Source organism: Sodalis sp. dw_96 (assembly GCF_018449575.1).
Lineage (GTDB): Bacteria > Pseudomonadota > Gammaproteobacteria > Enterobacterales > Enterobacteriaceae > Acerihabitans.
Map to the genome: position 1 here is coordinate 65,556 of NZ_JAAVUT010000021.1, position 26,597 is coordinate 92,152.

Annotated in this window: 22 protein-coding genes; 11 read left to right on the plus strand and 11 right to left on the minus strand. The window is 58.4% G+C overall.

Annotation, left to right across the window (positions count from 1 at the left end):
- Positions 1-44: 44 nt before the first annotated feature.
- Positions 45-587, minus strand: coding sequence for a primosomal replication protein PriC (locus HB631_RS22285; RefSeq protein ID WP_213993367.1), 543 nt, complete (start codon positions 585-587; stop codon positions 45-47).
- A gap of 357 nt (positions 588-944) precedes the next feature.
- Between HB631_RS22285 and apt the strand changes: the two genes are divergently transcribed.
- The 7 genes from apt to hemH all read left to right on the plus strand — a co-directional run bounded on the left by apt (position 945) and on the right by hemH (position 9,078).
- On the plus strand, positions 945-1,496 hold the full coding sequence (gene apt, locus HB631_RS22290) for an adenine phosphoribosyltransferase (protein WP_213993368.1): 552 nt from the start codon (positions 945-947) through the stop codon (positions 1,494-1,496).
- Positions 1,497-1,627: 131 nt separating this feature from the next.
- A complete protein-coding gene (gene dnaX, locus HB631_RS22295) occupies positions 1,628-3,796 on the plus strand; it encodes a DNA polymerase III subunit gamma/tau (RefSeq protein WP_213993369.1) in 2,169 nt (722 codons plus the stop codon).
- 57 nt (positions 3,797-3,853) lie between these two features.
- A complete protein-coding gene (locus HB631_RS22300) occupies positions 3,854-4,183 on the plus strand; it encodes a YbaB/EbfC family nucleoid-associated protein (protein WP_132922907.1) in 330 nt (109 codons plus the stop codon).
- Positions 4,183-4,788, plus strand: coding sequence for a recombination mediator RecR (gene recR, locus HB631_RS22305; protein WP_213993370.1), 606 nt, complete (start codon positions 4,183-4,185; stop codon positions 4,786-4,788). Before HB631_RS22300 ends, recR begins: the two co-directional genes overlap by 1 nt.
- Before the next feature lie 169 nt (positions 4,789-4,957).
- Positions 4,958-6,880 carry a molecular chaperone HtpG gene (gene htpG, locus HB631_RS22310; RefSeq protein ID WP_213993371.1) on the plus strand — a complete coding sequence of 641 codons (1,923 nt, stop codon included), beginning with the start codon at positions 4,958-4,960 and terminating at the stop codon, positions 6,878-6,880.
- Positions 6,881-7,283: 403 nt separating this feature from the next.
- Positions 7,284-7,928, plus strand: coding sequence for an adenylate kinase (gene adk / locus HB631_RS22315; RefSeq protein WP_213993372.1), 645 nt, complete (start codon positions 7,284-7,286; stop codon positions 7,926-7,928).
- A 181-nt stretch (positions 7,929-8,109) separates the two neighbouring features.
- Positions 8,110-9,078 (plus strand): ferrochelatase, encoded by a 969-nt coding sequence (gene hemH, locus HB631_RS22320; RefSeq protein WP_213993373.1) that lies wholly within the window; start codon positions 8,110-8,112, stop codon positions 9,076-9,078.
- On the opposite strand, the gene ybaL is transcribed toward hemH, so the two are convergent.
- From ybaL to copA, 5 genes are all read right to left on the minus strand, one after another.
- Positions 9,067-10,776: a YbaL family putative K(+) efflux transporter gene (gene ybaL, locus HB631_RS22325; protein WP_213993374.1), complete on the minus strand. Its 1,710-nt coding sequence runs from the start codon at positions 10,774-10,776 to the stop codon at positions 9,067-9,069. The genes hemH and ybaL overlap by 12 nt on opposite strands.
- A gap of 232 nt (positions 10,777-11,008) precedes the next feature.
- Complete coding sequence (locus HB631_RS22330) at positions 11,009-12,214, minus strand: MFS transporter (RefSeq protein ID WP_213993375.1); 1,206 nt, start codon at positions 12,212-12,214, stop codon at positions 11,009-11,011.
- Positions 12,211-12,717, minus strand: coding sequence for a Cys-tRNA(Pro)/Cys-tRNA(Cys) deacylase YbaK (gene ybaK / locus HB631_RS22335; protein ID WP_213993376.1), 507 nt, complete (start codon positions 12,715-12,717; stop codon positions 12,211-12,213). Before ybaK ends, HB631_RS22330 begins: the two co-directional genes overlap by 4 nt.
- A gap of 88 nt (positions 12,718-12,805) precedes the next feature.
- A complete protein-coding gene (locus HB631_RS22340) occupies positions 12,806-13,606 on the minus strand; it encodes a TraB/GumN family protein (protein WP_213993377.1) in 801 nt (266 codons plus the stop codon).
- A gap of 123 nt (positions 13,607-13,729) precedes the next feature.
- The gene (gene copA / locus HB631_RS22345; RefSeq protein WP_213993378.1) at positions 13,730-16,570 is read right to left on the minus strand and encodes a copper-exporting P-type ATPase CopA; all 2,841 of its coding nucleotides are present in this window, start codon (positions 16,568-16,570) and stop codon (positions 13,730-13,732) included.
- Positions 16,571-16,681: 111 nt separating this feature from the next.
- Here copA and cueR point away from each other — a divergent pair, with 111 nt between their 5' ends.
- Positions 16,682-17,083 (plus strand): Cu(I)-responsive transcriptional regulator, encoded by a 402-nt coding sequence (gene cueR / locus HB631_RS22350; RefSeq protein ID WP_213993379.1) that lies wholly within the window; start codon positions 16,682-16,684, stop codon positions 17,081-17,083.
- Here the strand turns inward: cueR and HB631_RS22355 are convergent.
- From HB631_RS22355 to tesA, 5 genes are all read right to left on the minus strand, one after another.
- Positions 17,046-17,525, minus strand: a complete 480-nt coding sequence (locus HB631_RS22355; RefSeq protein WP_213993380.1) for an NfeD family protein — start codon at positions 17,523-17,525, stop codon at positions 17,046-17,048. The two genes, cueR and HB631_RS22355, sit on opposite strands and share 38 nt — an antisense overlap.
- Before the next feature lie 2 nt (positions 17,526-17,527).
- Positions 17,528-18,442 carry an SPFH domain-containing protein gene (locus HB631_RS22360; protein WP_132922895.1) on the minus strand — a complete coding sequence of 305 codons (915 nt, stop codon included), beginning with the start codon at positions 18,440-18,442 and terminating at the stop codon, positions 17,528-17,530.
- A 300-nt stretch (positions 18,443-18,742) separates the two neighbouring features.
- Positions 18,743-19,600 (minus strand): co-chaperone YbbN, encoded by an 858-nt coding sequence (locus tag HB631_RS22365; RefSeq protein ID WP_213993381.1) that lies wholly within the window; start codon positions 19,598-19,600, stop codon positions 18,743-18,745.
- Positions 19,601-19,651: 51 nt separating this feature from the next.
- Complete coding sequence (locus HB631_RS22370; protein WP_213993391.1) at positions 19,652-20,428, minus strand: SDR family oxidoreductase; 777 nt, start codon at positions 20,426-20,428, stop codon at positions 19,652-19,654.
- Between the two features lie 4 nt (positions 20,429-20,432).
- On the minus strand, positions 20,433-21,095 hold the full coding sequence (gene tesA / locus HB631_RS22375; RefSeq protein WP_213993382.1) for a multifunctional acyl-CoA thioesterase I/protease I/lysophospholipase L1: 663 nt from the start codon (positions 21,093-21,095) through the stop codon (positions 20,433-20,435).
- Between tesA and ybbA the strand changes: the two genes are divergently transcribed.
- The 3 genes from ybbA (at position 21,063) to HB631_RS22390 (ending at position 26,544) form a co-directional block, all read left to right on the plus strand.
- Entirely contained in the window at positions 21,063-21,749 is a 687-nt protein-coding gene (ybbA, locus tag HB631_RS22380) for a putative ABC transporter ATP-binding protein YbbA (protein WP_213993383.1), read from the plus strand. The two genes, tesA and ybbA, sit on opposite strands and share 33 nt — an antisense overlap.
- On the plus strand, positions 21,746-24,178 hold the full coding sequence (gene ybbP, locus HB631_RS22385) for a putative ABC transporter permease subunit YbbP (protein WP_213993384.1): 2,433 nt from the start codon (positions 21,746-21,748) through the stop codon (positions 24,176-24,178). The genes ybbA and ybbP overlap by 4 nt, the downstream gene beginning before the upstream one ends.
- A gap of 134 nt (positions 24,179-24,312) precedes the next feature.
- Positions 24,313-26,544: an NADP-dependent isocitrate dehydrogenase gene (locus HB631_RS22390; protein ID WP_213993385.1), complete on the plus strand. Its 2,232-nt coding sequence runs from the start codon at positions 24,313-24,315 to the stop codon at positions 26,542-26,544.
- Positions 26,545-26,597: the final 53 nt, after the last annotated feature.

Genomic DNA, 26,597 nt, shown 5'->3' on the forward strand with positions numbered 1-26,597 from the left:
ATATCATTAATGACGGCCACCCATTCCTGGGCTCAACCCGAGGCTCAACCGGTAGTCCCCCCGTTTTCACGGCGCTCAATCAGTTTCTCAATGCGCGTCAGCGCTTGTCGACAACGGGTAAGGCGGCCTTCCAGAGCGGCGATTTCCTGTTGCAACTGATGCTGACGCACCCTGTCGTCGCTATTTTGCCGCAGACTTTCCCGATCGCGGATAAGCGTCATTAACCGGCGTTCATAATCCTGATGTTCCGCCAGCTTGATATACTCATCCACCGGCCCGGCAACCTGAGGCTGCCGGCGGCGTAAATCCAGAGTGGCCAGTTCGCGCGCCAGCGCGGTCATTTGATCCACCAACCGTTGCGCCAACCAGGCAACCTGTTCGGTTCGTCCCTGTTCCGCCGTTTGCGTCAGGCGCTGCAGCGTCAGCCTGCTCTCGGCCAGGTAATCCGCCAACCCTGTGCCACGGCTTTGAAAAAGCTTATGATCAAAGCGGGACTGGGTTGCGTCGTTGTGGCCGCTGTCATCGATGCGGGTGGCCAGCGCATCCAGCTGCAAGCTTAATGCATTGATAAACTTAGGTGATTGCACGCCGATTACCTGTTGATGATTAACTATTTACCGTAAGACGCAATATTAACGCGCCCGCTTCGGTCATGCACGGTGTTAACCGCCTGTGGTAAAAAAACTGTTTTCTCTGTAAGGTAATTAAATGCCAATGGTGGCAAAATTACTGTGACCATCATGTTCCGTCCAGGTTGATGTGAAACAATAAAAGACCAAATGACGGTGCGTCGATGTTGCATATTTTTGCCGGTTTGCATAAATTTTAGCGCTTTCGTGCGCGGTATTTCCTGCCAGTCCATGATAGCCGGAGCGTTACTGTCGGCGGGCTGGTTTTGTATGTCCGCGCGGAATGTGATTTCAAAAGTTTCAGGCGCATATATTATGACCGCGATGGACCTACAGCTCGAACTTATTAAAAATAGTATCAAAACAATCCCCGATTACCCTAAACCAGGCATTTTTTTTCGGGATATTACCAGCCTGCTGGAACATCCCGAGGCGTATGCCGACAGTATTCAACTGATGGCTGATCATTATCGGGACAAAGGGCTGACCAAAGTGGTCGGTACGGAAGCCCGCGGATTTTTGTTCGGCGCTCCGGTGGCGCTGGCGCTTGGGTTGGGATTTGTGCCGGTGCGCAAGCCCGGCAAGCTTCCCCGCGCGACGCTGAGCGAAAGTTATGAACTGGAATACGGCGTGGATACGCTGGAAATCCATCAGGACGCCATCACGCCGCGAGACAAGGTGCTGGTGGTGGATGATTTGCTGGCCACCGGCGGCACCATCGAAGCGACGGTTAAACTCATCCGCCGGCTGGGCGGCGAGGTCCATGACGCGGCGTTTGTGATTAATCTGGCGGATCTCGGCGGCGAGGCGCGTCTCAAGCGCATGGCGGTAGAGAGTTTCAGTCTGGTGGTCTTCCCCGGCCACTGATTCATATACCCGATGACTTTCACGTTGCAGCCAACACAGCCGCGACGTTAAAATGATGGGTATATCAGTCTCGCGCTACGGTGCGGGGCTGTGTTAGCATGATCTCCTGTTCACCGACTTTTTCGCGACCCATGAGCTATCAGGTTCTTGCCCGTAAATGGCGTCCGCAGACGTTTTCAGATGTTGTAGGTCAGGAACATGTTCTGACGGCGTTGACCAACGGCCTTTCACTGGGCAGAATTCACCACGCCTATTTATTGTCCGGCACCCGGGGCGTCGGTAAGACCACTATTGCCCGTTTGCTGGCGAAGGGACTGAACTGCGAAACCGGTATCACCGCCACGCCGTGCGGTGTATGCGATAACTGCCGTGAGATCGAACAGGGGCGATTCGTCGATCTTATCGAGATTGACGCGGCCTCCCGCACCAAGGTGGAAGATACCCGCGACCTGCTGGATAACGTGCAATACGCACCTGCCCGGGGCCGCTTCAAAGTCTATCTCATCGATGAAGTGCATATGCTGTCGCGTCACAGCTTTAACGCGCTGCTGAAAACGCTGGAAGAACCGCCGTCCCACGTTAAGTTTCTTTTGGCCACCACCGATCCGCAAAAATTGCCGGTGACCATATTATCCCGTTGCCTGCAGTTTCATCTCAAGGCGCTGGATATCGTACAAATTCGCGATCAGCTCGATCGCATTTTGCAATGGGAGAATATAGGCAGCGAGCCGCGGGCGCTTCAGCTGTTGGCCCGGGCCGCCGACGGCAGCATGCGCGATGCGCTGAGTCTGACCGATCAGGCCATCGCCATGGGGCTGGGGCAGGTGACCACCCGAACGGTCAGCGAAATGCTGGGCACCTTGAACACCGAGCAGCCCCTGGCGCTGATAGAGGCGCTGGTGAAGGCGGACGGCGGCGCTATGATGGCGCAGTTGGCCCAGTGCGCCTCCCGCGGCGTGGACTGGGAAACGCTGCTGGTGGAAATGCTGACGCTGCTGCACCGCATCGCCATGGGGCAGCTTTTGCCGGATGCCTTGTCGGAAGACGATGATGCCGTTATCGCGTCGCGATTGCGCGGGTTGGCGCGGCAGATCCCCCCCGCCGATTTGCAGCTCTATTACCAAACGCTGCTGGTGGGGCGTAAAGAGTTGCCGTTCGCCCCCGATAGGCGGATGGGGGTTGAGATGACCCTGCTGCGCGCACTGGCGTTTCACCCCCGTAATCCGGCGTTTTCGTCACAACCGGAACAGTTTTCCGCTGAAGACGGCGACTCATCGGCGAAGGCGCCGGCGTTCAAGGCCAATGGCACAGAGCAGGCGGCGCCGGCAAACCCCGGACCGGAAGTGCTCGCCGTCACGGACCCTGTCCATCCCCGCACGGCGGAACAGCAGGGTACGGCTCTCCCGCCCCGTTCCGGGGTGAACGAAACCACCGCGCAAGAGACCCATCATGCCGCTGTGCCGCAGCGAAACGGGGGCGGCGATTCCCCGGCCGATCCGTCGCGGCCGTCGAACGCGCACGATGATGCCTTGCCGCCCGCCTCCGATGACGCGCCCCCCACGGCGGCAAATTTGCCGGAGAATACCGCCCAATTATTGCAGGCGCGCACCGCGTTGTTGCAACGCAGCGAGAGCCACAAACCAAAAAAAACTGAACCGGCATTGACGCCGGAGCGCCGAAAACCGGCCAATAGCGCATTGGAGCGTTTGGCTTCAGTGAGTGAACAGGCCCAGCAGCGTCAGCTTGCCGGACAAAAGGAACCCAAGGCGGACATAGGGGCCAAGCCGGAGGCCTACCGCTGGCGGGCCAGCGTGCAATCCGGGCCGGACGAGCCGGCCACCACGCCTAAATCCCTGCGCAACGCCCTAGAACATGAAAAGACCCCGGAGCTGGCCGCCCGGCTGGCGGTGGAATCGATGGAGCGCGATCCCTGGGCGGCGTTGGTGGATCGGCTGGCCCTGCCAAAGCTGGTGCAGCAATTGGCGTTAAATGCCTTCCGGGAAGATTTGGCCCCGGGGAAAGTCTGTTTGCATCTGCGGTCCGGCCAGCAGCATTTGAATTCCGCCGTGGCGCAGGGCACCTTGAGCGAGGCATTGAGCACAGAACTCGGCGCGCCGGTTGAATTAAGCGTGGTGACGGATGATAATCCGGCGGTGCGTACGCCTCTGGAATGGCGGCAAGCCATCTATGAAGAAAAATTGATGCAGGCGCGTCAGGCGATTATCGAAGATAATAACATCCAGACGCTCCGGCGTTTTTTTGACGCCGAATTGGATGAAGACAGCATCCGTCCTGTTTAACCGCCGCACCGTCGGCATATCTACCGCGCTGCGGTTAGCTACGAGAGAGAGAATATTATGTTTGGTAAAGGCGGCATGGGCAACCTGATGAAGCAGGCCCAGCAAATGCAGGAAAGAATGCAGAAAATGCAGGAAGAGATTGCCCAGCTGGAAGTGACCGGTGAATCCGGCGCCGGTCTGGTGAAGGTTACGATCAACGGCGCCCATAACTGTCGCCGGGTGGAAGTGGATCCCAGCCTGCTGGAGGACGACAAGGACATGCTGGAAGACCTGATTGCCGCGGCGTTTAACGATGCGGCCCGGCGTATCGCCGAGACGCAGAAGGAAAAAATGGCCTCCGTCTCCAGCGGCATGCAGCTTCCTCCCGGTTTTAAAATGCCGTTCTGATGCAAACCAGCCCATTGCTTGAAGCGTTAATGGAAGCGTTGCGTTGCCTGCCGGGGGTGGGACCGAAATCGGCGCAGCGTATGGTTTTTCATTTGCTGCAGCGGGATCGCAGCGGCGGCATGCGGCTGGCGCAGGCATTGACCCGCGCGATGTCGGAAATAGGCCAGTGCGCCGACTGCCGGACATTTACCGAACAGGACATTTGCACCATCTGCGCCAATCCGCGCCGCGCGCAGAGCCGGCAAATTTGCGTGGTGGAAAGTCCCGCCGATATTCATGCCATTGAACAGACCGGACAATTTGCCGGCCGTTATTTTGTCCTGATGGGGCATTTGTCCCCCCTGGACGGTATCGGCCCGGAGGATATCGGCCTCGGCCGGTTGCAGGAGCGGCTGGCCGATGAAGATATCGCTGAAGTGATATTGGCCACCAACCCCACGGTGGAAGGGGAAGCAACCGCCAACTATATCGCCGAGATGTGCGCCCATCACAACGTGATGGCCAGTCGTATCGCCCACGGTGTGCCCATGGGCGGCGAACTGGAAATGGTGGACGGCACAACCCTGTCGCACTCCCTGGCCGGTCGCCAACCCATCAAGCTGTAAGGCCGCGACGGGGGGATTCCCCGTCCGCGCCGCCCCCTTCCGCATTGAATCCGCCAACAATTTTTAACTTTTTTGCCTTGAAATTCTTCGGGGCCACCCCCATTTGTTCTTCATCGTTGTATGCAAACCCGCCTGACTGACAGCTATTTGGATTGAGGTAAGTATAAGTATGAAAGGACAAGAAACTCGCGGATTCCAATCTGAAGTAAAACAACTACTCCAGTTAATGATCCACTCACTTTATTCCAATAAAGAAATCTTTATACGCGAACTGATCTCTAACGCCTCGGATGCGGCGGATAAGCTGCGTTTTCGCGCATTGTCCCAGCCTGAGCTCTATGAGGGCGACGGCGAGCTGCGTGTTCGTCTGTCGTGCGATAAAGAGAAACGTACGCTGACCCTGAGCGATAACGGCATCGGCATGCGCCGGGACGAGGTTATCGACAACCTGGGTACCATCGCGAAGTCCGGCACCAAGGCCTTCCTTGAGTCCATGGGCTCGGATCAGGTGAAAGACAGCCAGTTGATCGGCCAGTTCGGCGTCGGTTTCTATTCCGCCTTTATCGTGGCGGATAAAGTCACCGTTCGCACCCGCGCCGCCGGTGCTTCCGCCGAGGAAGGGGTTTTCTGGGAATCCGCCGGTGAAGGCGATTACACCATAGCCGATATCACCAAACCGGAACGCGGCACCGAAATCACCCTGCATATGCGCGAGGGCGAGGATGAATTCCTGGATGACTGGCGTTTACGCAGCATCATCAGCAAATATTCCGACCATATCGCCCTGCCGGTGGAAATAGAAACCCGCAGCAAGCCGGAGAAGGAAGACGACGCTGAAGACAAAGACATCAACGCCGCCGATGACGCCGCCGAGACCGTCACCTGGGAAAAAATCAATAAAGCCCAGGCGCTGTGGACCCGCAGCAAGGGTGAGATAAGCGACGAAGAATATAAGGAGTTTTACAAACACCTTTCCCATGATTTCAGCGATCCGCTGATTTGGAGCCATAACCGGGTGGAAGGGAAGCAGGAATATACCAGCCTGCTGTATATCCCCGCCCAGGCCCCCTGGGATATGTGGAATCGCGATCACAAGCATGGCTTGAAGCTCTATGTGCAACGGGTCTTTATCATGGACGATGCCGAGCAGTTCATGCCGAACTATCTGCGGTTCGTCAAGGGGCTGATTGATTCCAACGATTTGCCGCTGAACATCTCCCGCGAAATCCTGCAAGATAACCGCGTGACGCAAAATCTGAAAAACGCCCTCACCAAACGCGCGCTGCAAATGCTGGAAAAACTGGCCAAGGATGATGCGGAAAACTACCAGAAATTCTGGGAACAGTTCGGCCTGGTGCTGAAAGAAGGCCCGGGTGAAGATACCGCCAATGGGGAAAGCATCGCCAAGCTGCTGCGTTTTGCCTCAACCCATACCGACAGCTCGGCGCAAACCGTCTCGCTGCAGGAATACCTGGGACGGATGGTGGAAGGGCAGGAAAAAATCTATTACCTCACCGCCGACAGCTACGCCGCCGCCAAGAGCAGCCCGCACCTTGAACTGCTGCGCAAAAAAGGCATCGAAGTGCTGTTGCTTTCCGATCGTATCGATGAATGGATGATGAGCTACCTGACCGAGTTCGAAGGCAAGCCCTTCCAATCCATCAGCAAAACCGATGCAACGCTGGATAAGCTGGCGGATGAAGAAACGCCGGAAGAGCGGAAAGACGCCGATAAAGCGCTGGAACCCTTTGTTAGCCGGGTGAAGACCCTGCTGGGGGATCGGGTTAAGGATGTACGCCTGACCCACCGGCTCACCGATACTCCGGCCATCGTGACCACCGACGCCAATGACATGACCACCCAGATGGCGAAGCTGTTCGCCTCCGCCGGTCAGAAAGCCCCTGAAATCAAATATATATTTGAACTCAATCCGGATCATGCGCTGGTCAAGCGTGCCGCCGATATCAATGATGAAAGCCATTTCGGCGAATGGATCGATCTGCTGCTGGATCAGGCGCTGCTGGCGGAACGCGGTACCCTGGACGACCCGAACCAGTTTATTCGCCGTATGAATCAGTTGCTAGCGAAATAAGCTGTAGAGGTTTGGGTAAAAACATTGAGGCCGGGCTTGCCTGGCCTCAGGCTGCTGACAAACGTACTCGGAGTCTATGAGGCGGGGCAGGATGCTAGAAGAGTAAACCGTCCGCGCCATGGATGGCGCGGATCGAGCCTCCAGGGATGGATTCACGGCGTGTTTACGATCTAGCATTCTGTTCCGACTAGGCACTTTGTCATCAAGTTCAGGCCGGGCTTGCCCGGCCTTTCTTATGGACAATCACGTCGGTTTTCACCCCTCCCGGTAGCGGGCAAGATTCCGAAAGCGCCATAAAACCGCCTCTACCCGCCGCCATGCCTTGAGGAACGCTATACACTAGTGGTAAGGTTTAGCGTTTTCTCACTTTATTACATTTAAGATTAGCAAGGGGATTTACGCAATGCGTATCATTCTGCTGGGCGCTCCGGGCGCTGGTAAGGGCACTCAGGCACAATTTATTATGGAGAAGTACGGTATTCCGCAAATTTCAACCGGCGATATGCTGCGCGCCGCGGTGAAAGCGCAATCCGAACTGGGAAAAAAAGCCAAGGAAATCATGGATGCCGGTAAGCTGGTGACCGATGAATTAGTCATTGCGTTAGTGAAAGAGCGAATCAAACAGGACGATTGCCGTAACGGATTTCTGCTGGACGGTTTCCCCCGCACCATTCCTCAGGCGGATGCAATGAAAGACGCCGGCATCAGCGTGGACTATGTGCTTGAATTTGCCGTACCGGACAGCCTGATTATTGAACGCATCGCCGGCCGCCGCGTGCATGCCCCTTCCGGCCGCGTTTACCACGCCAAGTTCAATCCGCCGAAGGAAGACGGCAAGGATGACGTGACAGGCGAGCCGTTAACCAGCCGAAAAGACGATCAGGAAGAAACCGTGCGCAAGCGTCTGGTGGAATACCATCAGCAAACCGCGCCGCTGATTGATTATTACCGTAAAGAAGCCGATAGCGGCAATACCCGCTATTTCAAAATCGACGGTACGCGCAAAGTCGCTGAAGTCAGCGGCGAACTGGCAAAGATCCTCGGTTAAATCCACGCCTGGCGGGTCGGGTAATGCGCCGGCCCGCCACCTATCACAGCGATTTATATTCCTACCCGGGATCATAAACATCTAAGCCGATTTTTCGGCTACACTGTCTTATCGAAACCGCCAGGCTATTCCCATGGATTTACAGGATGTTGGCGGATAAACCTTAACAGGAGATAAGGTCATGGGGCAGGAAAAATACGCGGTCCTGATGGTTAACCTTGGCACCCCCGAGACACCCACGCCCCGGGCGGTAAAACGCTATCTGGCGGAGTTCCTCAGCGACCGGCGGGTAGTGGATACCCCGCGTCTTCTCTGGTGGCCGTTGCTGCGCGGGGTGATACTGCCCCTGCGTTCACCTCGGGTGGCGAAGCTTTATAAAAGCATCTGGATGGAAGAAGGTTCACCGCTTATGGTATTTTGCAAGCGCCAGCAAGCGGCGTTGGCGGCCGCCTTACCCGATATCCAGGTGGAGCTGGCCATGAGCTATGGCCGTCCCGACCTGCCGTCCGCCATCGAACGCTTGATAAGCGCAGGGGTAACGAAACTGACGGTTTTGCCGCTCTATCCGCAATACTCCAGTTCCACCAGCGCCGCCATTTGGGATGCCATCGCCCGCATTTTAACCGATTACCGCCGTTTGCCCGCTATCCGCTTTATTCGAGATTATGCCGAACATCCCGCTTATATCGCGGCGTTGAAACAGAGTATCGAAGCCTCTTTCGCCCGGCACGGGCGCCCGGATCGACTGGTTATTTCCTTTCACGGCATCCCGCAGCGTTATGCAAGGGAAGGGGATGATTACCCGCAGCGCTGCGAGGATACCCGCCAGGCCCTGGTGGCCGCGCTGGATTTCCCGCCGGAACGGATCATGATGACATTCCAGTCCCGTTTCGGCCGCGATCCCTGGCTGGTGCCTTTTACCGATCACAGTCTGCGAGACTTACCGGCCCAGGGCGTTAAGCATGTGCAGGTGGTCTGTCCGGGTTTCTCGTCGGACTGTTTGGAAACCCTGGAGGAAATCAATGTACAGAATCGGGAAATATTCACCCATGCCGGCGGTGAAACCTTCCATTATATCCCGGCATTAAATGCCGAACCCTCCCAGATAGAACTGTTTTGTCAATTGGTAAGGGAACCTTCAAAAGGGTAATGACCGCTGCCCCGGTACGCTGTCATCCGCCTGCGGAACCAGGGAGGTTTCAAGCTGTAGCAGGGAGATCATGCTATTGGCAATCTCCCGCTCTCCCATGACCACAAGCGTAGCGCCACGTTCGCTGATATAGGTCACTTCGTCATCGTAATGGGCGCGGGCGACAATGTGCAGATCCGGCCGTTTGGCTCTGGCCATGGCGACAATTTCCCCGGCTTCGAAGCCATTGGGAATGGTCAATAATAGCCAATGGGCGCAATCCAGGCGCGCCAGGGAAAGAATTTCCGCTTTGGCGGCATTGCCCATCACCACATTGATCCCTTGTTCGCGCAAGGCGTCCACCCGAGGGCGAGCGTTTTCAATCACCACCATCGGCATGCCCGCCTGAGCCAGCTTGGCGCCGATGAGACTACCCACCCGACCATATCCCACCAGCAGCACGTGATGGCAGATTTCCATGGGGGTCTGGGGTTCTTCACCCGGTTTTTGTTCCGCATATTTTTCTTCATCGGCTTCACCACGAGCCAGATAGCGCTCCAGCACGGCAAACATCAGCGGATTGATCATGATGGATAATATCGCCCCGGCCAGTACCAGATTTTGTCCTTCCTGAGTCAGCATACCGAGGGCTATACCCAGCCCGGCGAGAATAAAGGCAAATTCGCCGATTTGCGCCAGGCTTACGGAAATCGTCAGCGCGGTGCGGGTGGAGAGACCGAATAAATTCACCAGGGCAAAAGCCGCCGCCGATTTGCCCAGCAGGATAATGGCCAGCGTCGCGAGCACCGCGCCCGGTTCGTTGAAAACGATACGCGGGTCGAACAGCATGCCCACCGACACGAAAAACAGCACCGCGAAGGCATCCCGTAACGGCAGGGTATCCTGGGCTGCGCGGTGGCTCAGTTCGGATTCGCTCAGCACCACCCCGGCAAAAAAGGCCCCCAGGGCAAAAGAAACGTCAAACAGCTTTACCGCCCCGAAAGCGATACCCAGGGCCATTGCCAGCACCGACAGAGTGAACAGCTCCCGCGAGCCGGTGCTGGCGCTTTTGGCCAAGACCCAGGGCACCACGCGACGGCCCACCACAATCATAAGGGTAATAAACGCCACCACCTTGCCGATGGTAATGGACAGATCCTGCCACAATTGCGCCTCGCTGCCGGCGTCGCTGCTCAGCATATTGCCGTAGGCCGGCAATAATACCAGCGTAAGCACCATCACCAGATCTTCCACAATCAGCCAGCCGATGGCGATTTGCCCGCGCCGGCTGTCGATTAACTGACGCTCCTCAAGCGCCCGCAGCAATACCACGGTGCTGGCGGTGGACAGGCAAAGACCGAATACCAGTCCGTTGACCGGCGTCCAGTCCATCAAGGTGGAAAAAAGAATCCCCAGCAGGGTGGCAACGCCGATTTGGGCGATGGCGCCGGGGATGGCGATGGATTTTACCGCCATCAGATCCTTTAAGGAAAAATGCAGTCCCACCCCGAACATCAGCAATATTACCCCCAGTTCGGCCAGTTCCGGCGCCAGGGAGGTGTCGGCGACGAATCCCGGCGTATGGGGTCCCACCAGCACACCGGCGGCAAGATAGCCCACCAGGGGTGAGATGCGGAAACGATTGGCAAGAATGCCTAGCAGAAATGCCAGGACCAGGCCTCCGACAATGGTATTGATGAGTGGTGTGGCATGATCCATCCAGACCCCTTGGTAAGAGACGTTAGAAACAAAAAGTTACATATTGAGTTTATGGCAAAGCCGGTCAATTTGGGTAGGAATTTATCGCCAGATTGCAAAAAACCTTGGCTGGAAAAGGCTCAACCGCGGTATTACAGCCGGATTTAGGGGTGACGGCATGAGTCTCAGGGGGAAAATTCTCCCCGCGAAAAACGATTCAGCAGGGATTATTTAGCCAGGATAGCGGTAAATGTCAGCGCGGATTAGGGAGAAATGCGGTGAGAATGCCTAACAAAGGCAAAAAAGCACAGATTTGGTAAACATATTCGATGCTGGTCAAATCGGCGATATAACCCAGCACCGCCGCCCCAAGTCCGCCCATGCCGAAAGCGAAGCCGAAAAACAGCCCGGAGACCATGCCGATTCGGCCGGGCAGCAGCTCCTGGGCGAAGACCAGGATGGCGGAAAAAGCCGATGCGATAATCACGCCGATAAACAGGGTCAGCACGCTGGTGACCGCCAACGACGCATGGGGCAGCCACAGGGTAAACGGGGCGACGCCGAGTATGGAACCCCAGATGACATATTTGCGGCCGATGCGATCCCCCAGCGGACCGCCGACGACGGTGCCTACCGCCACGGCGAACAAAAAGGCGAACAGGTGGATTTGCGCCGCCTGCACCGACAGGCCGAATCTATGCATCAGATAAAAAGTGTAATAACTGCTGATGCTGGTTAAATAAAAATATTTGGAGAAAATCAGCACCAGCAAAATAGAGATGGCCCCAGCCACCTGGCGGGCGGGCAAAAGCGGCGCGGTGGAGGGCTGGCCGTGGCGTGCCGCGGGCGCCGTTACCGCCCCGCGATACCACTTACCCACCTGCAGCAGGATAACCGTTGCCAGCAGCGCCGCCAGCGAGAACCAGGCAATATGCCCCCTGCCGTAGGGCGCGATCACCAGCGCCGCCAATAGCGGCCCCAGGGAGGCGCCGAAATTACCGCCCACTTGAAACAGCGACTGCGCAAGTCCATGGCGTCCGCCGGAGGCCATGCGCGCCACCCGCGAGGATTCCGGATGGAATACCGAGGAACCGGTGCCCACCAGCGCCGCCGCCGCCAGGACCCAGGGAAAACTGTCGGCGGTGGCCATCAGCAGCAGGCCGCACAGGGTAAATCCCATGCCGATGGGCAGCGAGTAAGGCTGAGGATGCTTATCGGTATAACTGCCGATCAGCGGCTGCAATAACGAGGCGGTGATCTGGTAGGTCAGGGTAATCATGCCCACCTGGGTAAAACTCAGGGAAAAAGAAGCCTGCAGCAGCGGATAAATCGCCAGGATCAGCGATTGAATCATATCATTGAGCAAATGTGCGACGCTGATGGCGGCCAGCACCGGAAAAACCGTGCGCCGGGCCAGGCTCGCGACGGGTTTTGACCCGGAGAGGATACGTTCAGTCATGCTTGCTCCGCCGTCTGGTCCTGGCCGTCCCTTTTGGCGATATCGGCAAAGACGGCCGATAACAATTGACCTAAGTCAGCGGGTTTTAATTCAATATCCAGTCCCCGCTTGCCGCCGGAAACGAAAATAGTGGCGAATTGCCGCGCCGGTCTGTCGATGACGGTGGGCAGGCGTTTTTTTTGTCCTAACGGACTGATGCCGCCTACCAGGTAGCCGGTGGTTTTTTGCGCCAGCAACGGATCGGCCATTTCGGCTTTTTTGGCCCCCAGGGCTTTGGCGACTTTTTTCAAATCCAACTGCAGCGCCACCGGCGTGACCGCCACCGCCAACTGTTTAGGCTCGCCATTCAATGCCACCAGCAAGGTTTTATACACCTGAGCCGCGTCCAGCCCCAGTTTCTCAACGGCTTCTTCACCGAAGTGGGTCTCATCGCTGTCATGCTCATAGGGATGGAGGGTAAAATCGATATGGTTTTTTTCCAATAACTTAACCGCAGGGGTCATGGTGTCAACCTGAGCGCAAATCGCATTAGGGATAAAATAGGGTAACGTACAGACGCCGGAGGGTAAATGCCCGTCGTTTAAAAAATATTTACTGTTGTAACAGCGAGGGCAGGTTTTGCTCGCCATAGAGATGCAGCGCGCCTACCGCCACCACGTACGCGCCGGCGGGCAGATCCTCCAATGCCGATTTCCAGCGCCGGTTTCGTTCGGTCATCAGGTATTGGTAAAGCTCGCTGCTGAAGGTGGCGGGAAAGGCATTGGCCACATCCGCCGGCCCGCGGTTCAGCCACCAGCCGATCATGGTTTGCAGCAGGCGCGCATTGGTATGCCAATGGCTCAGCGTGTCCTCCAGCAAGGCATTGCCCTGATCCGGCAACTGTTGCAGCAGACCCAGCTGTTCATCCGGCCCTTCCAGTTCAATCACCGGTTTATCCATGGCTTTCGCCGCCTGGATCAACTGGTAATCAATACCGTAGGCCGCGCGCAACCCCAGCCCCTCGGCCTGGCGCGCCTGCAGCGTCAATGCGATATGCCAGGCGGGAAGCTCGGCGAGCGCGGTCTCGTCCAGACGGTATTCTTCACACAGGCGCCGGAAGATGCCGAGGTGTTCGGGGGAAAGCCGTTCGGCCAGAGGCACCGTCAAAGGCGTAGCGTTGGACAGCGGCGGGCTGACGGTAATATCCGCTTCCACTATCAACGCGCTGGCTTTGCGCAGCATCAGCAGCAGGCTGGCAGGCAGCGGCGCCATGTCCCGGGTGCCCATATGAATGCTGCCCACCAGATGCAAGCGCCGATCTTCGGGCAGGTTGATATCCATTCCCGGCCACGCATAAACCGGCCGGGATATCAATCCCAGCACGGTCGTCATGCGCCGCCACCATTTTCTCATTACCCGCCGTCCCCGTTGTCTTATAGCATCCTAGGTTAACATGAAGCCGCCGGGAGATTATACCCGTCATACTTCAAGTCGCAGCCGTGTTGGCTTCACCCCTCACCCCAGTCACTTAGTTATCTAAGCTCCCGGGGTTCGCGGGCTTGCCGCCTTGCTGCGACTCGAAGTATTTAGGGTATATGCTTTTGGTTTGAAACCTATCAAGCGGTTGGCGTTACTCACCACGGTAATCGAGGATAACGCCATCGCCGCGCCGGCCACCACCGGGCTGAGCAGCGTGCCGGTAAAGGGATATAAAATACCGGCGGCGATAGGGATACCCAGGACATTATAAACAAAGGCTCCCAGCAGGTTTTGCTTCATGTTGCGCAAAGTGGCCTTGGATACCGCCAGCGCGTCGGCGACCCCGTGCAGGCTATGGCGCATCAGGGTAATGGCGGCGGTTTCAATCGCCACGTCGCTGCCGCCCCCCATGGCGATGCCCACTTCCGCCTGGGCCAGGGCCGGCGCGTCATTGATGCCGTCGCCAATCATGGCTACCCGGTGCCCCTGCCGCTGCAACTCCCTGATGGCCTCCGCCTTGCCGTCCGGCAATACGCCGGCAATCACCCGATCGATACCCGCCTCTTTCGCCACGCTCCGGGCGGTGGCGGGATTGTCCCCGGTGAGCATAACCAGGGTATAACCCTGGACGTGAAGCCGGTTCAGCGCCTCGACGCTGTCCGACCGCAAAGGATCCCGTACGGCGAACAGCGCCGCCACTTCACCGTTTACGGCCAATAGCACCGGCGTGGCGCCCTGTTCCGACCACTGTTTTACCCGGGGGGCGATGGCGTCGCCGGTGATGTGATACTGTTCCAACAGGGCGCTGTTGCCCAATAAAACCTGCGCCCCCGCGACCTCGCCGCTGACTCCGAGGCCGCGCAGAGTCCGAAATTCCCGCACTTCAGGCAGCGTCGCTTCACCGGCACGCTGGACAATGGCGTGGGCCAGGGGATGATTGGACCCTTGTTCCAGCGCCGCCGCCAGCGACAGCACCGCGGCTTCGTCAAAGCCGGCCGCGGGTTCCACCGCCACTACCCTGGGGCGACCTTCGGTGAGGGTCCCGGTTTTGTCGAACACCAGGGTATCGAGGGAGGTGGCGTGTTGCAGCGCATCGGCATCCCGCACCAGCACACCGAATTCCGCCGCCCGGCCGATGCCGGCAATGATGGACATGGGTGTGGCCAGGCCCAGGGCGCAGGGGCAGGCGATAATCAATACCGTGGTGGCCACCACCAGCGTATAGACGATTTGCGGCGCCGGTCCCACCCAATACCAGATGGCGCCGCTGATTAAAGCGATAGCCACCACCGTCGGTACAAATACCGCCGAAATCCGATCCGCCATCTGTCCGATGGCCGGCTTGCTGCTTTGCGCCTGGCGTACCAACCTGATAATCCGCGCCAGGGTGGTTTGGTTGCCTACCGCGTCGGCACGGAATAACACGGTGCCGTCCTGCACCACGGTTCCCGCGTGTACCTTATCGCCGTTTGATTTTTGCCGCGGCGCCGGTTCCCCTGTGAGCATGGACTCATCCAGCCAGATTTCGCCCTGGGTAATTTCACCGTCCACCGGCACCCGATCCCCTGCGGTCAGCCGCAGAATCATCCCCAATTGTACATCCGACAGGGGCATGGATAACTCGCCGTTTTCGGTGACTACCCTGGCCGTGGGGGGCGTCAGATCCAACAGACGTTCCAATGCCTGGGATGAGCGCTGACGGGCACGCTGTTCCAAGGCACGGCCGAGATTAATCAGGCCGATAATCATAGCGCTGGCTTCGAAATAGAGATGACGCGCCATCATCGGGAACACGTCCGGCCACAGCACGATACTGATGGAATACAGCCATGCCGCGCCGGTGCCCAGCGCCACCAGCGTGTCCATGGTGGCGCTGCCGGTTTTCAGGCTGCGCCAGGCGCTGCGGTAAAAGTGACCGCCGGCGATGATCATCACCCCGAAGGTCATCAGGCCGATAAGCAGCCAGGGCAAACGAGTCGGCGGGGTGAGGGTCATGCTGCCGCCAAACAGGCCCCAGGCCATTAACGGGATACCCAGGGTCAGCGCCAGCGCCGATTGCCAGCTAAACCGGCGCATCGCGCTTTGGGCGGTCTGCTGCTGCCGCTCCCGCCGCTGGGTTTCATCGGCTATAAGCTCCGCGCCGTAGCCGGCCCGTTCAATGGCGTTTATCAACGCCTGACCGTCAGGCGTCCCTATCACCAGGGCGCTGCGTTCCGCCAGATTCACCCGCGCCTGTTCCACGCCGGGCACCCGTTGCAGCGCGTGTTCGACTTTACTGACGCAGCTGGCGCAGCTCATGCCGCTAATCAATAGCTGCAGACTGTCGTCAATCTGCGGCGATGCGCCGTGAGGCAATACAGTGAGGGGGGAAGGGGCCGTCGCGGGCGCGGCGGCCGTTACATTAGCATTTACATCTGCCGGAACAGGAGTCGCCGCTGCCAGAAAGTCCGGCGCTGAGGTATGGACTGTCAGCGGCTCAGTTTTTGGGTGGGGCATACTCCCCGCCGGGCCGGCCTGATAACCCGCCTGTTCCACCGCCTTGATAAGCACCGCCGCCTCCGCGCTACCATAAACAGTGGCATGATCCAGCGTTACCTGAGCGGCGGTGACGCCGGGCACCGCTTCCAGCGCTTTACGGGTGCTGGCGATGCAATGCTCGCAGCTCAGGCCGGAAAGGGCCAGTTCGGTATTGCCCCGGTCCGCCGGCGCGGCGTCGTAGCCGGCTTGTTTAATGCTGGCAATCAGGTCCGGCGTTTTAGCCTCGCCGGTGACTTCCGCATAATCCAGCGCAACCCGTGCGCTTTCCACATCGTCACGGGATTCAAGGGCCTCTTTGACCCGGTTAATACAGTGCTCACAGGACAAACCCTGCAAGGCGAGTACAATAGTCTGCGACATACACGACTCCTTTGCGGTTAACAGGATTTTCCAAACCGGTTGACTTCGGCAGGAAAAACTCGATGTAATGAAGCTTAAACCTTGCCGCAAGGGGAAGGTCAAGGGGGGAATATGAATATTAGCGACGTGGCGAAAAAAACCGGCCTGACCAGCAAGGCGATCCGGTTTTATGAAGAGAAGGGGCTGGTGACGCGGCCCGCTCGCCGGGACAATGGTTATCGCAGCTATGACGCCCGGCAATTGGAAGAATTAACGCTGTTGCACCAGGCACGGCTGGTGGGCTTCAATCTTGATGAATGCCGCGAACTGGTGGCGTTATTCAATAATCCCAGTCGCCACAGCGCCGACGTCAAGTCCCGCACCCTGCAGAAAGTGAAGGACATCGAAAATCACATTGAGCAGTTGAAGGCCATGCGAGAGCATTTGCTGGCGCTGGCGGAAAGCTGCCCCGGCGATGAGGGCGCCGCGTGCCCGATTATCGAAAATCTGTCGGGATGCTGCTCGGGCCACTGATGGGGCGGACGTGCAGGGTAATACCCTCCACGGCAATCACCTCCACGATAGCCCCGGCAGGCAGATCCCTGTCGCAGACGGCCCGCCATGTACCGTCGCCGATACGTACCCGGCCGATGCCGTTCGCCACCGCCTCTATCAGGATGGCATGGGTGCCCACCAGCTGTTCGCCGCGCCGATTGAGCAACGTCGTGGGTATGCTTTTATTGTGATTGCGCAGCCAATACCACCATAAAAACCCGGAAACCAGGGTAAGCAACGCGAACAGCAGGCCCTGCGCCGCCCACTCCATGGGCACCGCCCATATCATCAGACCCACCACCACCGCGGCGCAGCCGCTCCATAACAGGAATCCGCCGGCGCCCAGCATTTCCCCGGCCAGCAGCAGACCGCCGAGCGAAATCCAGAACCAATGTGGATTTACCACCAAAGCGGTCAGCATGGTTATTTACCCCGGACCTGTTTACTTTCACCGATTAGCTCGGCAATACCGCCGATGGCGCCCATCAGGCTGCTGGCATCCAGCGGCATCATGATGACCTTGCTGTTATTGGCGGAACCGATATGTTTTAACGCGTCGGTGTATTTCTGGGCGACAAAATAGTTAATCGCCTGGATATTGCCCGCCGCAATGGCATCGGAAACCACCTGGGTGGCCTGCGCTTCGGCCTGCGCCGCCCGTTCACGGGCTTCCGCCTGCAGGAAGGCGGATTGCCGCTCCCCTTCCGCTTTCAGAATTTGCGACTGTTTTTCACCCTCGGCGCGCAGGATAGCGGCCTGGCGTATCCCTTCCGCTTCAAGAATATTCGCCCGTTTGGTACGTTCGGCCCGCATCTGCGCGTTCATCGCGGCAATCATTTCCACCGGCGGACGGACGTCGCGGATTTCGATACGCGTGACCTTGATACCCCAGGGACTGGTGGCCTCGTCCACGATATGCAGCAGGCGGGTATTGATGCCGTCCCGCTGGGACAGCATTTCGTCCAGCTCCATGGAGCCCAACACCGTACGGATATTGGTCATGGTGAGGTTAAGTATGGCCTGTTCCAGGTTACTGACTTCATAGGCGGCGCGCGACGGCTCCACCACCTGGATAAAGCACACCGCGTCGATGGTCACATTGGCGTTGTCCTTGGAGATGATTTCCTGGGACGGAATATCGAGCACCTGTTCCATCATGTTAATCTTGCGCCCGATCCGGTCCATAAACGGCACCACCAGATTAAGGCCGGGTCTCAGGGTGTGGGTATAACGGCCAAAACGCTCCACCGTCCAATGGTATCCTTGCGGGACAATTTTTATCCCCGCCCAGACGATAATCAGGGCGACAATAACTATGATAGGAATAACCGTCAACATAGATGGAATCTCCATTTCTTTGAGTGAATTGACTAACATGACCGGCCCGATCCGTTTCGTACCGCTGGCGGTTGCCGGCCAGCATGACATAGCGATTTCAACGCTGTCTCAATAGTACGCTTTTGCCGCCGCGGTTACGCGGGGAGAGGGAGCAAATTCAGCGACAGGGATGAAATTCGCCTTCCCGCGACAGGGGTGTGCTAAGCACGCATCCTTATCGGCGAATGACTGCCAACCGGTTCGGTTCCCTGCATGGTCGACGGCGATGGGGCGGGGCAGCCACCCCGCCCGGCACGAAGGCTAATAAAGCAGGGAGTACAGCTGGCGGCGATATTTACCCGTCAGGGCGTTACCGGTGCCCAAAGCGGACAGAATATCCATCATGGTTTTGCGCGCATTCCCCTCCGCGGCGGCGAGATCTTTACGCAGATGGCCGATAAGCAGCTCCAGGGCTTCCTCGTTTCGACCCACCTGATGCAATTGCAGCGCCAATTGCACCGCCAGCGCCGCATCCTCCGGCGCATTTTGCACCTGGGTCTGCAACTGCTGTATTTCCGGCGTGTTCGCCGCCTGTTTCATCAAATCGATTTGCGCCAGCAGCCCTTGATAGCGGCTGTCCTTATCCTGCAGGGGGAAGACGTCCAGCACCGCCTTGGCATCCTCGATACGCTTGAGATGGAGATAGGTTTCCGCCAGCAGCAGGCCGGCTTCGCTGGACTGATTGCTCATCTGCCAGGCCTCTTTCAGCAAGGGCAGGGCTTCGCCGTAGGCGCCTTGTTCCATAAGAGCGCCGGCTTCGGCCATTTTAAGCTCGGCGGGATCGGGCAAGGCCTTCAGCAACAGCTCGCGAATCACTTCCTCCGGCTGCGGCCCCTGCAATCCGTCCAGCGGCTGTCCGTCTTTAAACAGATAGAGGGTCGGAATGGCGCGCAGGCCGAATTGAGCGGCGATCTGCTGTTGGGCGTCGCAATCCACCTTGGCCAGGATGAACTGGCCGGCAAATTCCTGCGCCAGACGGTCGATAATCGGCGTCAACAGTTGGCAATGTTGGCTGCGTTCCGACCAAAAATAGAACAGCACCGGCTGGGACATGGACTGTTCAAGGGTTTGCTGCAGGTTTGTTTCATTAATTTCAACAAGGGTGGCTTGAGCTAGCATGAAATTTTCTCTCGTCCGTTTTAGCGATATATGGGGGCAATTTTCCCCGCCTCAATGCCTGCCGCGTAAAATCATATCAAGGCTTCGGTCCGGTAAAATACGGCGTAATAATGACAGAGTATGCGCCACCAGCGTGACCGGATAACGTAACCGGGGTCTCGGATGTTCCAACGCATGATACAGTTTGGGCAGGATTGCCTCGGGAGGCAATGTAAATCGTTTGGCAATACCGGGATTGATCACCGGTTTATCGGACCGGGACTGCCGGACGTTGCCGGTAAACGCGGTACTTATCGGCCCGGGTTCAATCAGGCTGACATACAGGCCGGTGCCGTGCAGCTCCATACGCAGGGTATCCGACCAGGCTTCCAGGGCGAATTTGCTGGCGGCATACGCCCCGCGCCCCGGCGTGGAAACCAGCCCCATAACCGAGCTGGTCTGGATAATCCGCCCCTCCCCGTGGGGCAGCATGGCCGGCAGCAGGCGCTGGGTTAATTGATGGGTGCCGAACAAATTGCTGGCAAACTGTTTTTCCAACTGCTCTCGCGACAGGGCGGCCAGCGGGCCATACTGGCCATAGCCGGCATTGTTGAACAGGGCGTAGATTTGGTTGCCGGTCAACTCAACGATGGCGGCGGCGGCGGCGTCGACGCTTTGGGCGTCATCCAAATCCATTCGCAGCGCGTCGAATCCGGCGGCCATAAGCCGTTCGACATCCGCCGGTTTGCGGCAGGTCGCCACCACCCGATAACCGCGCTGGCGTAAATCCGTCGCCGCGACGGCGCCGATACCGCTGGAACAGCCAGTGATCACCACCGTTTTTTGCATAACGTTACCCATGGCTTGGTCCCGCGGCGGCGACATCTGGTTTAAGTAAGGGGGTAAGCTGCGACGACATCCACTCGGCGATAAAAGGCTGGGCCAAGGGATTGGGATGAATGGCATCATCCTGCATCCATTGCGGCTTGAGATAGACTTGCTCCATAAAAAACGGCAGCAGCGGCACGCCGTACTTTTGCGCCAGCGCCGGATAAATTGCGCTGAACGACTGGGTATAGCGCTGGCCATAATTGGGCGGCAGACGGATTTGCATCAGTAAAGGCTGCGCCCCCGATTGTTTCACCTGTTGGATGGCGCTGGACAAGTCCTGTTGGATGGCCGGCGGCGGGAAACCGCGCAGTCCGTCGTTGCCCCCCAGTTCAATCACCACCCAGCGCGGCTTATACAGTTTAAGCAAGGCCGGAAGGCGCGCCAGGCCCTGGGTGGCGGTATCGCCGCTGATGCTGCCGTTAATCACCTGGATGCCGTGGGATTGCTGACGCCATTTATCATTGAGCAACGACGGCCAGGCCTGATTTGCCGCCATTCGATAGCCGGCACTGAGACTATCGCCCAAAATCAATAAGGTATCTGCGGCAATTGCACGTACACTGAAGAATCCTAACAGTAAAAGGAAGGGGAAATGCCAGCGGAAAACGCTCTTGAAGTTCATCATCTTAGTAAACACGTCGGTCAGGGGGAACATCAGCTTACCATCCTTACCGCAGTTGAGCTTGTTGTCAAACCCGCGCAGACAATTGCACTGATTGGCGAATCGGGTTCCGGTAAATCAACCCTGTTGGGTATTTTGGCCGGACTGGACGATGGTAGCGAAGGTGAGGTAAGGCTGCTGGGCCGGTCGCTGGCGGACCTGGATGAAGAAGGACGGGCGGCGTTGCGGGCCAGCCACATCGGTTTCGTATTCCAGTCTTTTATGCTGGTGCCCACCTTGACCGCCCTGGAAAACGTGCAGCTACCCGCCCTGTTGCGCGGTGAAAGCGAACGCCGCAGCCGGGAGCAGGCGTTACAGCTGCTGGAAAAGCTCGGTTTAGCCAAACGCCTGAGCCATATGCCCGCCCAGCTGTCCGGCGGAGAACAGCAGCGCGTGGCGCTTGCCCGGGCCTTCAGCGGGCGACCGCAAATTCTTTTCGCCGATGAACCCACCGGCAACCTGGATCGTAAAACCGGCGATCGCATCGCCGACTCGCTGTTTTCCCTGAACCGGGACTGCGCCACCACCCTGATATTGGTGACTCATGACCTGCAGCTCGCCGCCCGCTGCGAGCGCCGCCTGCGCCTACAGGACGGCCGATTGCTGGAGGTGGCATGATAGGACGATGGTTCTGGCGCGAATGGCGTTCCCCCTCGCTGCTGATAGTCGCCCTGGCGTTGACCCTGTCGGTGGCCTGCGTACTGGCCTTGGGAAATATCAGCGATCGTATGCAAAAAGGCATCGGGCAGCAAAGCCGCGAATTTCTGGCTGCCGACCGGGTATTGCGCAGCGCGCGCCCGGTGGATGAAAGCTGGTTGCAACAGGCCGCCGCCGACGGTTTGGTCCTGAGCCGCCAAATCAGCTTTATGACCATGACCTTCGCCGGCGACAACGCCCAGCTAGCCGATGTCAAAGCCACCGATGAGCGCTATCCGCTCTATGGCCGGCTGGTCACACGCCCGGCGAGTCTGCAGGCCCGGCCCGGCACCGTGCTGGTGGCGCCGCGTCTGCTGGCGTTGCTCGCCCTGAATGTCGGCGACATGCTGGCGGTAGGGGATGCCACGCTACGCATCAGCGGCGAGGTGGTGCAGGAACCGGACAGCGGTTTTAACCCGTTCCAAACCGCGCCGGCCATTATCATCAACGGAGCGGATGTGGCCAAAACCGGCGCCGTCCAGCCCGGCGGCCGGGTGACCTGGCGCTATATGTTTGCCGGTACGTCCCAGCAGCTTCAAACTTTTGAGGCTTATCTGCTGCCCAAGCTCGGCGCCGACCAGCGCTGGTACAGCATGGATGATTCCAACGGCGCGTTGAACGCCTCCATACAGCGCTCACATTCCTTCCTGGTGCTGTCGGCATTATTGACATTGATGCTTGCCGTGGCGGCGGTGGCGGTGGCCATGGGGCATTATTGTCGCAGCCGCGGCGATTTGGTGGCGGTGCTGAAAACCCTTGGCGCCGGCCGCCGGGCGCTGATGAAGCTGATTATCGGCCAGTGGCTATCGTTGCTGGTCTTCTCCGGGGTTTGCGGCAGCCTGATTGGTTTGGCGTTTGAATGGTTATTGATGCGCATGCTGGCGCCGGTACTGCCGGCGACGTTGCCTCCCGCCGGAGTCTGGCCCTGGCTCTGGTCGCTGGGCTCGATGGTGATTATATCACTATTGGTTGGCCTGCGGCCGTACCGGCAACTGCTGGCCACCCGACCGCTGCGGGTCCTGCGCCGGGATTCGGCCGCCGCCGTCTGGCCGTTGCGTTATTATGCGCCGGTTGTCCTGCTCATCGTCCTCGGACTATTGACCGCCATCGTCGGCGTCGGCGGGCTATTCTGGACCCTGATGGGGGGCATGGCGGTCCTGACTATGATGCTGGCGGCGGTGGGGTGGGGGGCCTTATGGCTGTTACGGCATGTGGCGGTACGCCGTCTCACCCTGCGGCTGGCCATCAATCGCCTGTTGCGGCAGCCATGGATAACCATGAGCCAACTGGCGGCGTTTTCCCTGAGTTTTATGTTGCTGGCGCTGCTGCTGGTGATGCGAGGGGATTTGCTCCAGCGCTGGCAACAGCAATTGCCGCCGGGCAGCCCGAATTATTTCTTGCTGAACCTGACCGCCGATCAGGTGCCGCAGGTCAGGGATTTCCTACAGCAAAACCGGGTGGCTCCGGGGACGTTTTATCCCATCATCCGCGCGCGCCTGACGGAAATAAACGGGCAAAAGGCCACCGATATCATCCATGATAACGATTCAGGGGGCCGCACGCTCAATCGCGAGCTGAACCTGACCTGGCTTAAGGACCGGCCTGACGGAAACCAACTGGTGTCGGGCCAATGGCCGCCGCGGCCGGGGGAAGTTTCCATGGAGCAGCAGGTGGCGGATGAGCTGCACCTTAAACTCGGCGATACCTTGGCCTTTACCGGTGATACCCAAACCTTTACCGTGAAGGTCACCAGCCTGCGTAAAGTCGATTGGGAAAGCCTGCGGCCCAATTTCTTTTTTATCTTCCCTCCTGGATCGCTGGATAATCAGCCCCAAACCTGGCTCACCAGTTTCCGCTATCAGGGTGACGAAAAGCTGCTGTCCCGCTTGAACCGTCAGTTTCCCACCCTGACCCTGCTGGATGTGGGGGCCATTCTCCGGCAAATCGGCCAGGTATTGCAGCAGGTCAGCCGCGCCCTGGAAATCATGGTGGCGCTGGTCCTGCTCTGTGGTGGTCTGTTGCTGGTGGCGCAGGTACAGGTGGGCATGCGCCAGCGCCAGCGGGAACTGGTGGTCTACCGAACCCTGGGGGCCAGCGCCAAACTGCTGCGGGCGACCCTGTGGAGCGAATTCGCTCTGCTGGGGCTGGTGGCCGGCGTGGCGGCGGCCATCGGCGCCGAAGCGGCGCTGGCGCTGTTGCAACAGAAGGTTTTCGACTTTCCCTGGCAACCGGATTATGTGCTGTGGTGGGCGCTGCCCCTGGCGGGCATGGCGTTGTTGTCCCTACTGGGCACCGTGCTGGGCAGGCGTTTGGTCAAGGGCAACGGCGGCTTTCGGCAGTATTTGGGGTGATTTTTGTTGCGTAACATTAATGCAACAAAAAATCCTCAGTGAAGTGACAACCAGGTTGACAGCCACCGCACGCCTACTGCACAGTAACGGCCAGGCGTCATACTAAAATCCGGTTTGAGGAGTTAACATAATAAATGTCCACAACGTCTAAAATAATCTATACGCTTACTGACGAGGCGCCGGCGCTGGCGACCTATTCCCTGCTGCCGATCGTCCAGGCGTTCACCCAGTCGTTGGGTATCGCCGTCGAAACGCGCGATATCTCGTTGGCCGGTCGCATTATCGCCAACTTCCCCGAATACCTGAAAGTGCATCAGCGCATCGCCGATCACTTGGCGGAGCTGGGGCAATTGGCGGTCACCCCGCAGGCCAATATCATCAAGCTTCCCAATATCAGCGCCTCGCTGCCGCAGCTGAAGGCCGCCGTCAAAGAGCTGCAGGAGCAGGGTTTCGCGGTCCCGGATTACGTGGATGAGCCGAAGACCGATGCGGAGAAAGACGCCAAAGCCCGCTATGACAAGATAAAGGGCAGTGCGGTCAATCCGGTGCTGCGCGAAGGCAATTCCGATCGGCGCGCGCCGCTGTCGGTGAAAAATTACGCCCGCAAGCATCCGCACCGCATGGGCCCCTGGTCCGCTGATTCCAAAACCCATATCGCGCACATGACCGCCGGTGATTTCTACGGCAGCGAAAAAACGGCGCTCATCGACCACGACGGCAGCGTGAAAATCGAGCTGGTGAGCAAAGACGGCGCCGTCAAGGTTCTCAAGGAGAAAACGGCGGTTAAGGCCGCTGAACTTATCGACGCCTCGGTAATGAGCAAAAAAGCCCTGAGCAGCTTCATTAACCAACACATTCAGGATGCAAAACGCCAGGGCGTGCTGCTGTCATTGCATCTGAAGGCCACCATGATGAAAGTCTCCGACCCCATCATGTTCGGCATCGCGGTGAACGAGTTCTTTAAAGACGTGCTGGACCGCTACGGCGATGACCTTAAACCCCTTGGCTTTTCCGCCAATAACGGTATTGGCGATTTGTACGCCAAAATCAGCGCTCTGCCGGCGGAAAAGCAGGAAGCAATCAAGCAGGATATCGAAGCGCTTTATGCCCAGCGTCCGCCGTTGGCGATGGTGAATTCCGATAAGGGCATCACCAACCTGCATGTGCCGAGCGATGTCATCGTAGATGCGTCAATGCCGGCGATGATCCGCGATTCCGGCAAAATGTGGGGACCGGACGGGCAACTGCACGACACCAAGGCGCTGATTCCCGATCGCTGTTACGCCGACATCTATCAGGTGGTTATCGACGATTGCAAACAGCACGGTGCCTTTGATCCCACCACCCTGGGCACTGTGCCCAACGTCGGACTGATGGCCCAGCAGGCCGAAGAGTACGGCTCCCATGACAAGACCTTCCAGATTCCGGCGAACGGCGTGGTGCGGGTGACGGATGAATCCGGCCGGCTGTTGCTTGAGCATGACGTGGAAGCCGGTGATATCTGGCGCATGTGCCAGGCCAAGGATGCGCCGATCCGCGATTGGGTGAAGCTGGCGGTTAACCGCGCCCGTGAGTCCGACACCCCGGCGGTGTTTTGGCTGGATCCGGCCCGTGCCCATGACGCCCGCATGATTGAAAAAGTCCAGCACTATTTAAAAGACCACGACACTTCCGGCCTGGATATCCGTATCATGTCGCCGGTGGAAGCCACCCGCTTCTCTCTCGACCGGATTCGGGCCGGCAAAGATACCATTTCCGTGACTGGCAACGTGCTGAGGGATTACCTCACCGACCTGTTCCCCATCATGGAGCTGGGCACCAGCGCCAAAATGCTGTCCATCGTGCCGTTGATGGCCGGCGGCGGGTTGTTCGAAACCGGCGCCGGCGGCTCGGCGCCGAAGCATGTCCAGCAATTCCTGCAGGAGAATCATTTGCGCTGGGACTCGCTGGGTGAATTCCTGGCGCTGGCGGCATCGCTGGAGCACGTCGGCATCGCCGGCAATAACCCCAAGGCCAAGATCCTGGCGAAAACCCTGGATCAGGCCAACGGCAAATTCCTCGATACCAACAAGTCGCCGTCGCGCAAGACCGGCGAACTGGATAATCGGGGCAGCCACTTCTACCTGGCGCTGTACTGGGCCCAGGCGCTGGCCGAGCAAAATGAAGACCCGGCGCTGAAACAGCAGTTTGCCGCCTTCGCCACCGTCCTTGCCGGCAACGAGCAGCAGATAGTCAGTGAGCTGAATCAGGTGCAGGGCAAACCGGTGGAGATCGGCGGTTATTATCACCCGGATCCGGCGCTGGCCAGCCAGGCGATGCGCCCGAGCGCCACGTTGAACAACGCGTTAAAGGCGGTAATGGACTAGGTTTCAACACGATGGCAATAGGGAAGGAAGGCCCCATGTATTGGGGCCTTTTT

Coding starts and splice junctions, on each gene's coding strand:
- recR (WP_213993370.1), top strand. CDS start 4,183: ATGCAAACCAGCCCATTGCTTGAAGCGTTAATGGAAGCGTTGCGTTGC.
- dnaX (WP_213993369.1), top strand. CDS start 1,628: ATGAGCTATCAGGTTCTTGCCCGTAAATGGCGTCCGCAGACGTTTTCA.
- htpG (WP_213993371.1), top strand. CDS start 4,958: ATGAAAGGACAAGAAACTCGCGGATTCCAATCTGAAGTAAAACAACTA.
- adk (WP_213993372.1), top strand. CDS start 7,284: ATGCGTATCATTCTGCTGGGCGCTCCGGGCGCTGGTAAGGGCACTCAG.
- ybaK (WP_213993376.1), bottom strand. CDS start 12,717: ATGACCCCTGCGGTTAAGTTATTGGAAAAAAACCATATCGATTTTACC.
- HB631_RS22360 (WP_132922895.1), bottom strand. CDS start 18,442: ATGTTGACGGTTATTCCTATCATAGTTATTGTCGCCCTGATTATCGTC.
- HB631_RS22365 (WP_213993381.1), bottom strand. CDS start 19,600: ATGCTAGCTCAAGCCACCCTTGTTGAAATTAATGAAACAAACCTGCAG.
- ybbA (WP_213993383.1), top strand. CDS start 21,063: ATGCCAGCGGAAAACGCTCTTGAAGTTCATCATCTTAGTAAACACGTC.
- HB631_RS22340 (WP_213993377.1), bottom strand. CDS start 13,606: ATGAGAAAATGGTGGCGGCGCATGACGACCGTGCTGGGATTGATATCC.
- HB631_RS22300 (WP_132922907.1), top strand. CDS start 3,854: ATGTTTGGTAAAGGCGGCATGGGCAACCTGATGAAGCAGGCCCAGCAA.
- HB631_RS22355 (WP_213993380.1), bottom strand. CDS start 17,525: ATGCTGACCGCTTTGGTGGTAAATCCACATTGGTTCTGGATTTCGCTC.
- copA (WP_213993378.1), bottom strand. CDS start 16,570: ATGTCGCAGACTATTGTACTCGCCTTGCAGGGTTTGTCCTGTGAGCAC.
- HB631_RS22390 (WP_213993385.1), top strand. CDS start 24,313: ATGTCCACAACGTCTAAAATAATCTATACGCTTACTGACGAGGCGCCG.
- HB631_RS22370 (WP_213993391.1), bottom strand. CDS start 20,428: ATGCAAAAAACGGTGGTGATCACTGGCTGTTCCAGCGGTATCGGCGCC.
- apt (WP_213993368.1), top strand. CDS start 945: ATGACCGCGATGGACCTACAGCTCGAACTTATTAAAAATAGTATCAAA.
- ybaL (WP_213993374.1), bottom strand. CDS start 10,776: ATGGATCATGCCACACCACTCATCAATACCATTGTCGGAGGCCTGGTC.
- cueR (WP_213993379.1), top strand. CDS start 16,682: ATGAATATTAGCGACGTGGCGAAAAAAACCGGCCTGACCAGCAAGGCG.
- HB631_RS22330 (WP_213993375.1), bottom strand. CDS start 12,214: ATGACTGAACGTATCCTCTCCGGGTCAAAACCCGTCGCGAGCCTGGCC.
- ybbP (WP_213993384.1), top strand. CDS start 21,746: ATGATAGGACGATGGTTCTGGCGCGAATGGCGTTCCCCCTCGCTGCTG.
- tesA (WP_213993382.1), bottom strand. CDS start 21,095: ATGATGAACTTCAAGAGCGTTTTCCGCTGGCATTTCCCCTTCCTTTTA.
- hemH (WP_213993373.1), top strand. CDS start 8,110: ATGGGGCAGGAAAAATACGCGGTCCTGATGGTTAACCTTGGCACCCCC.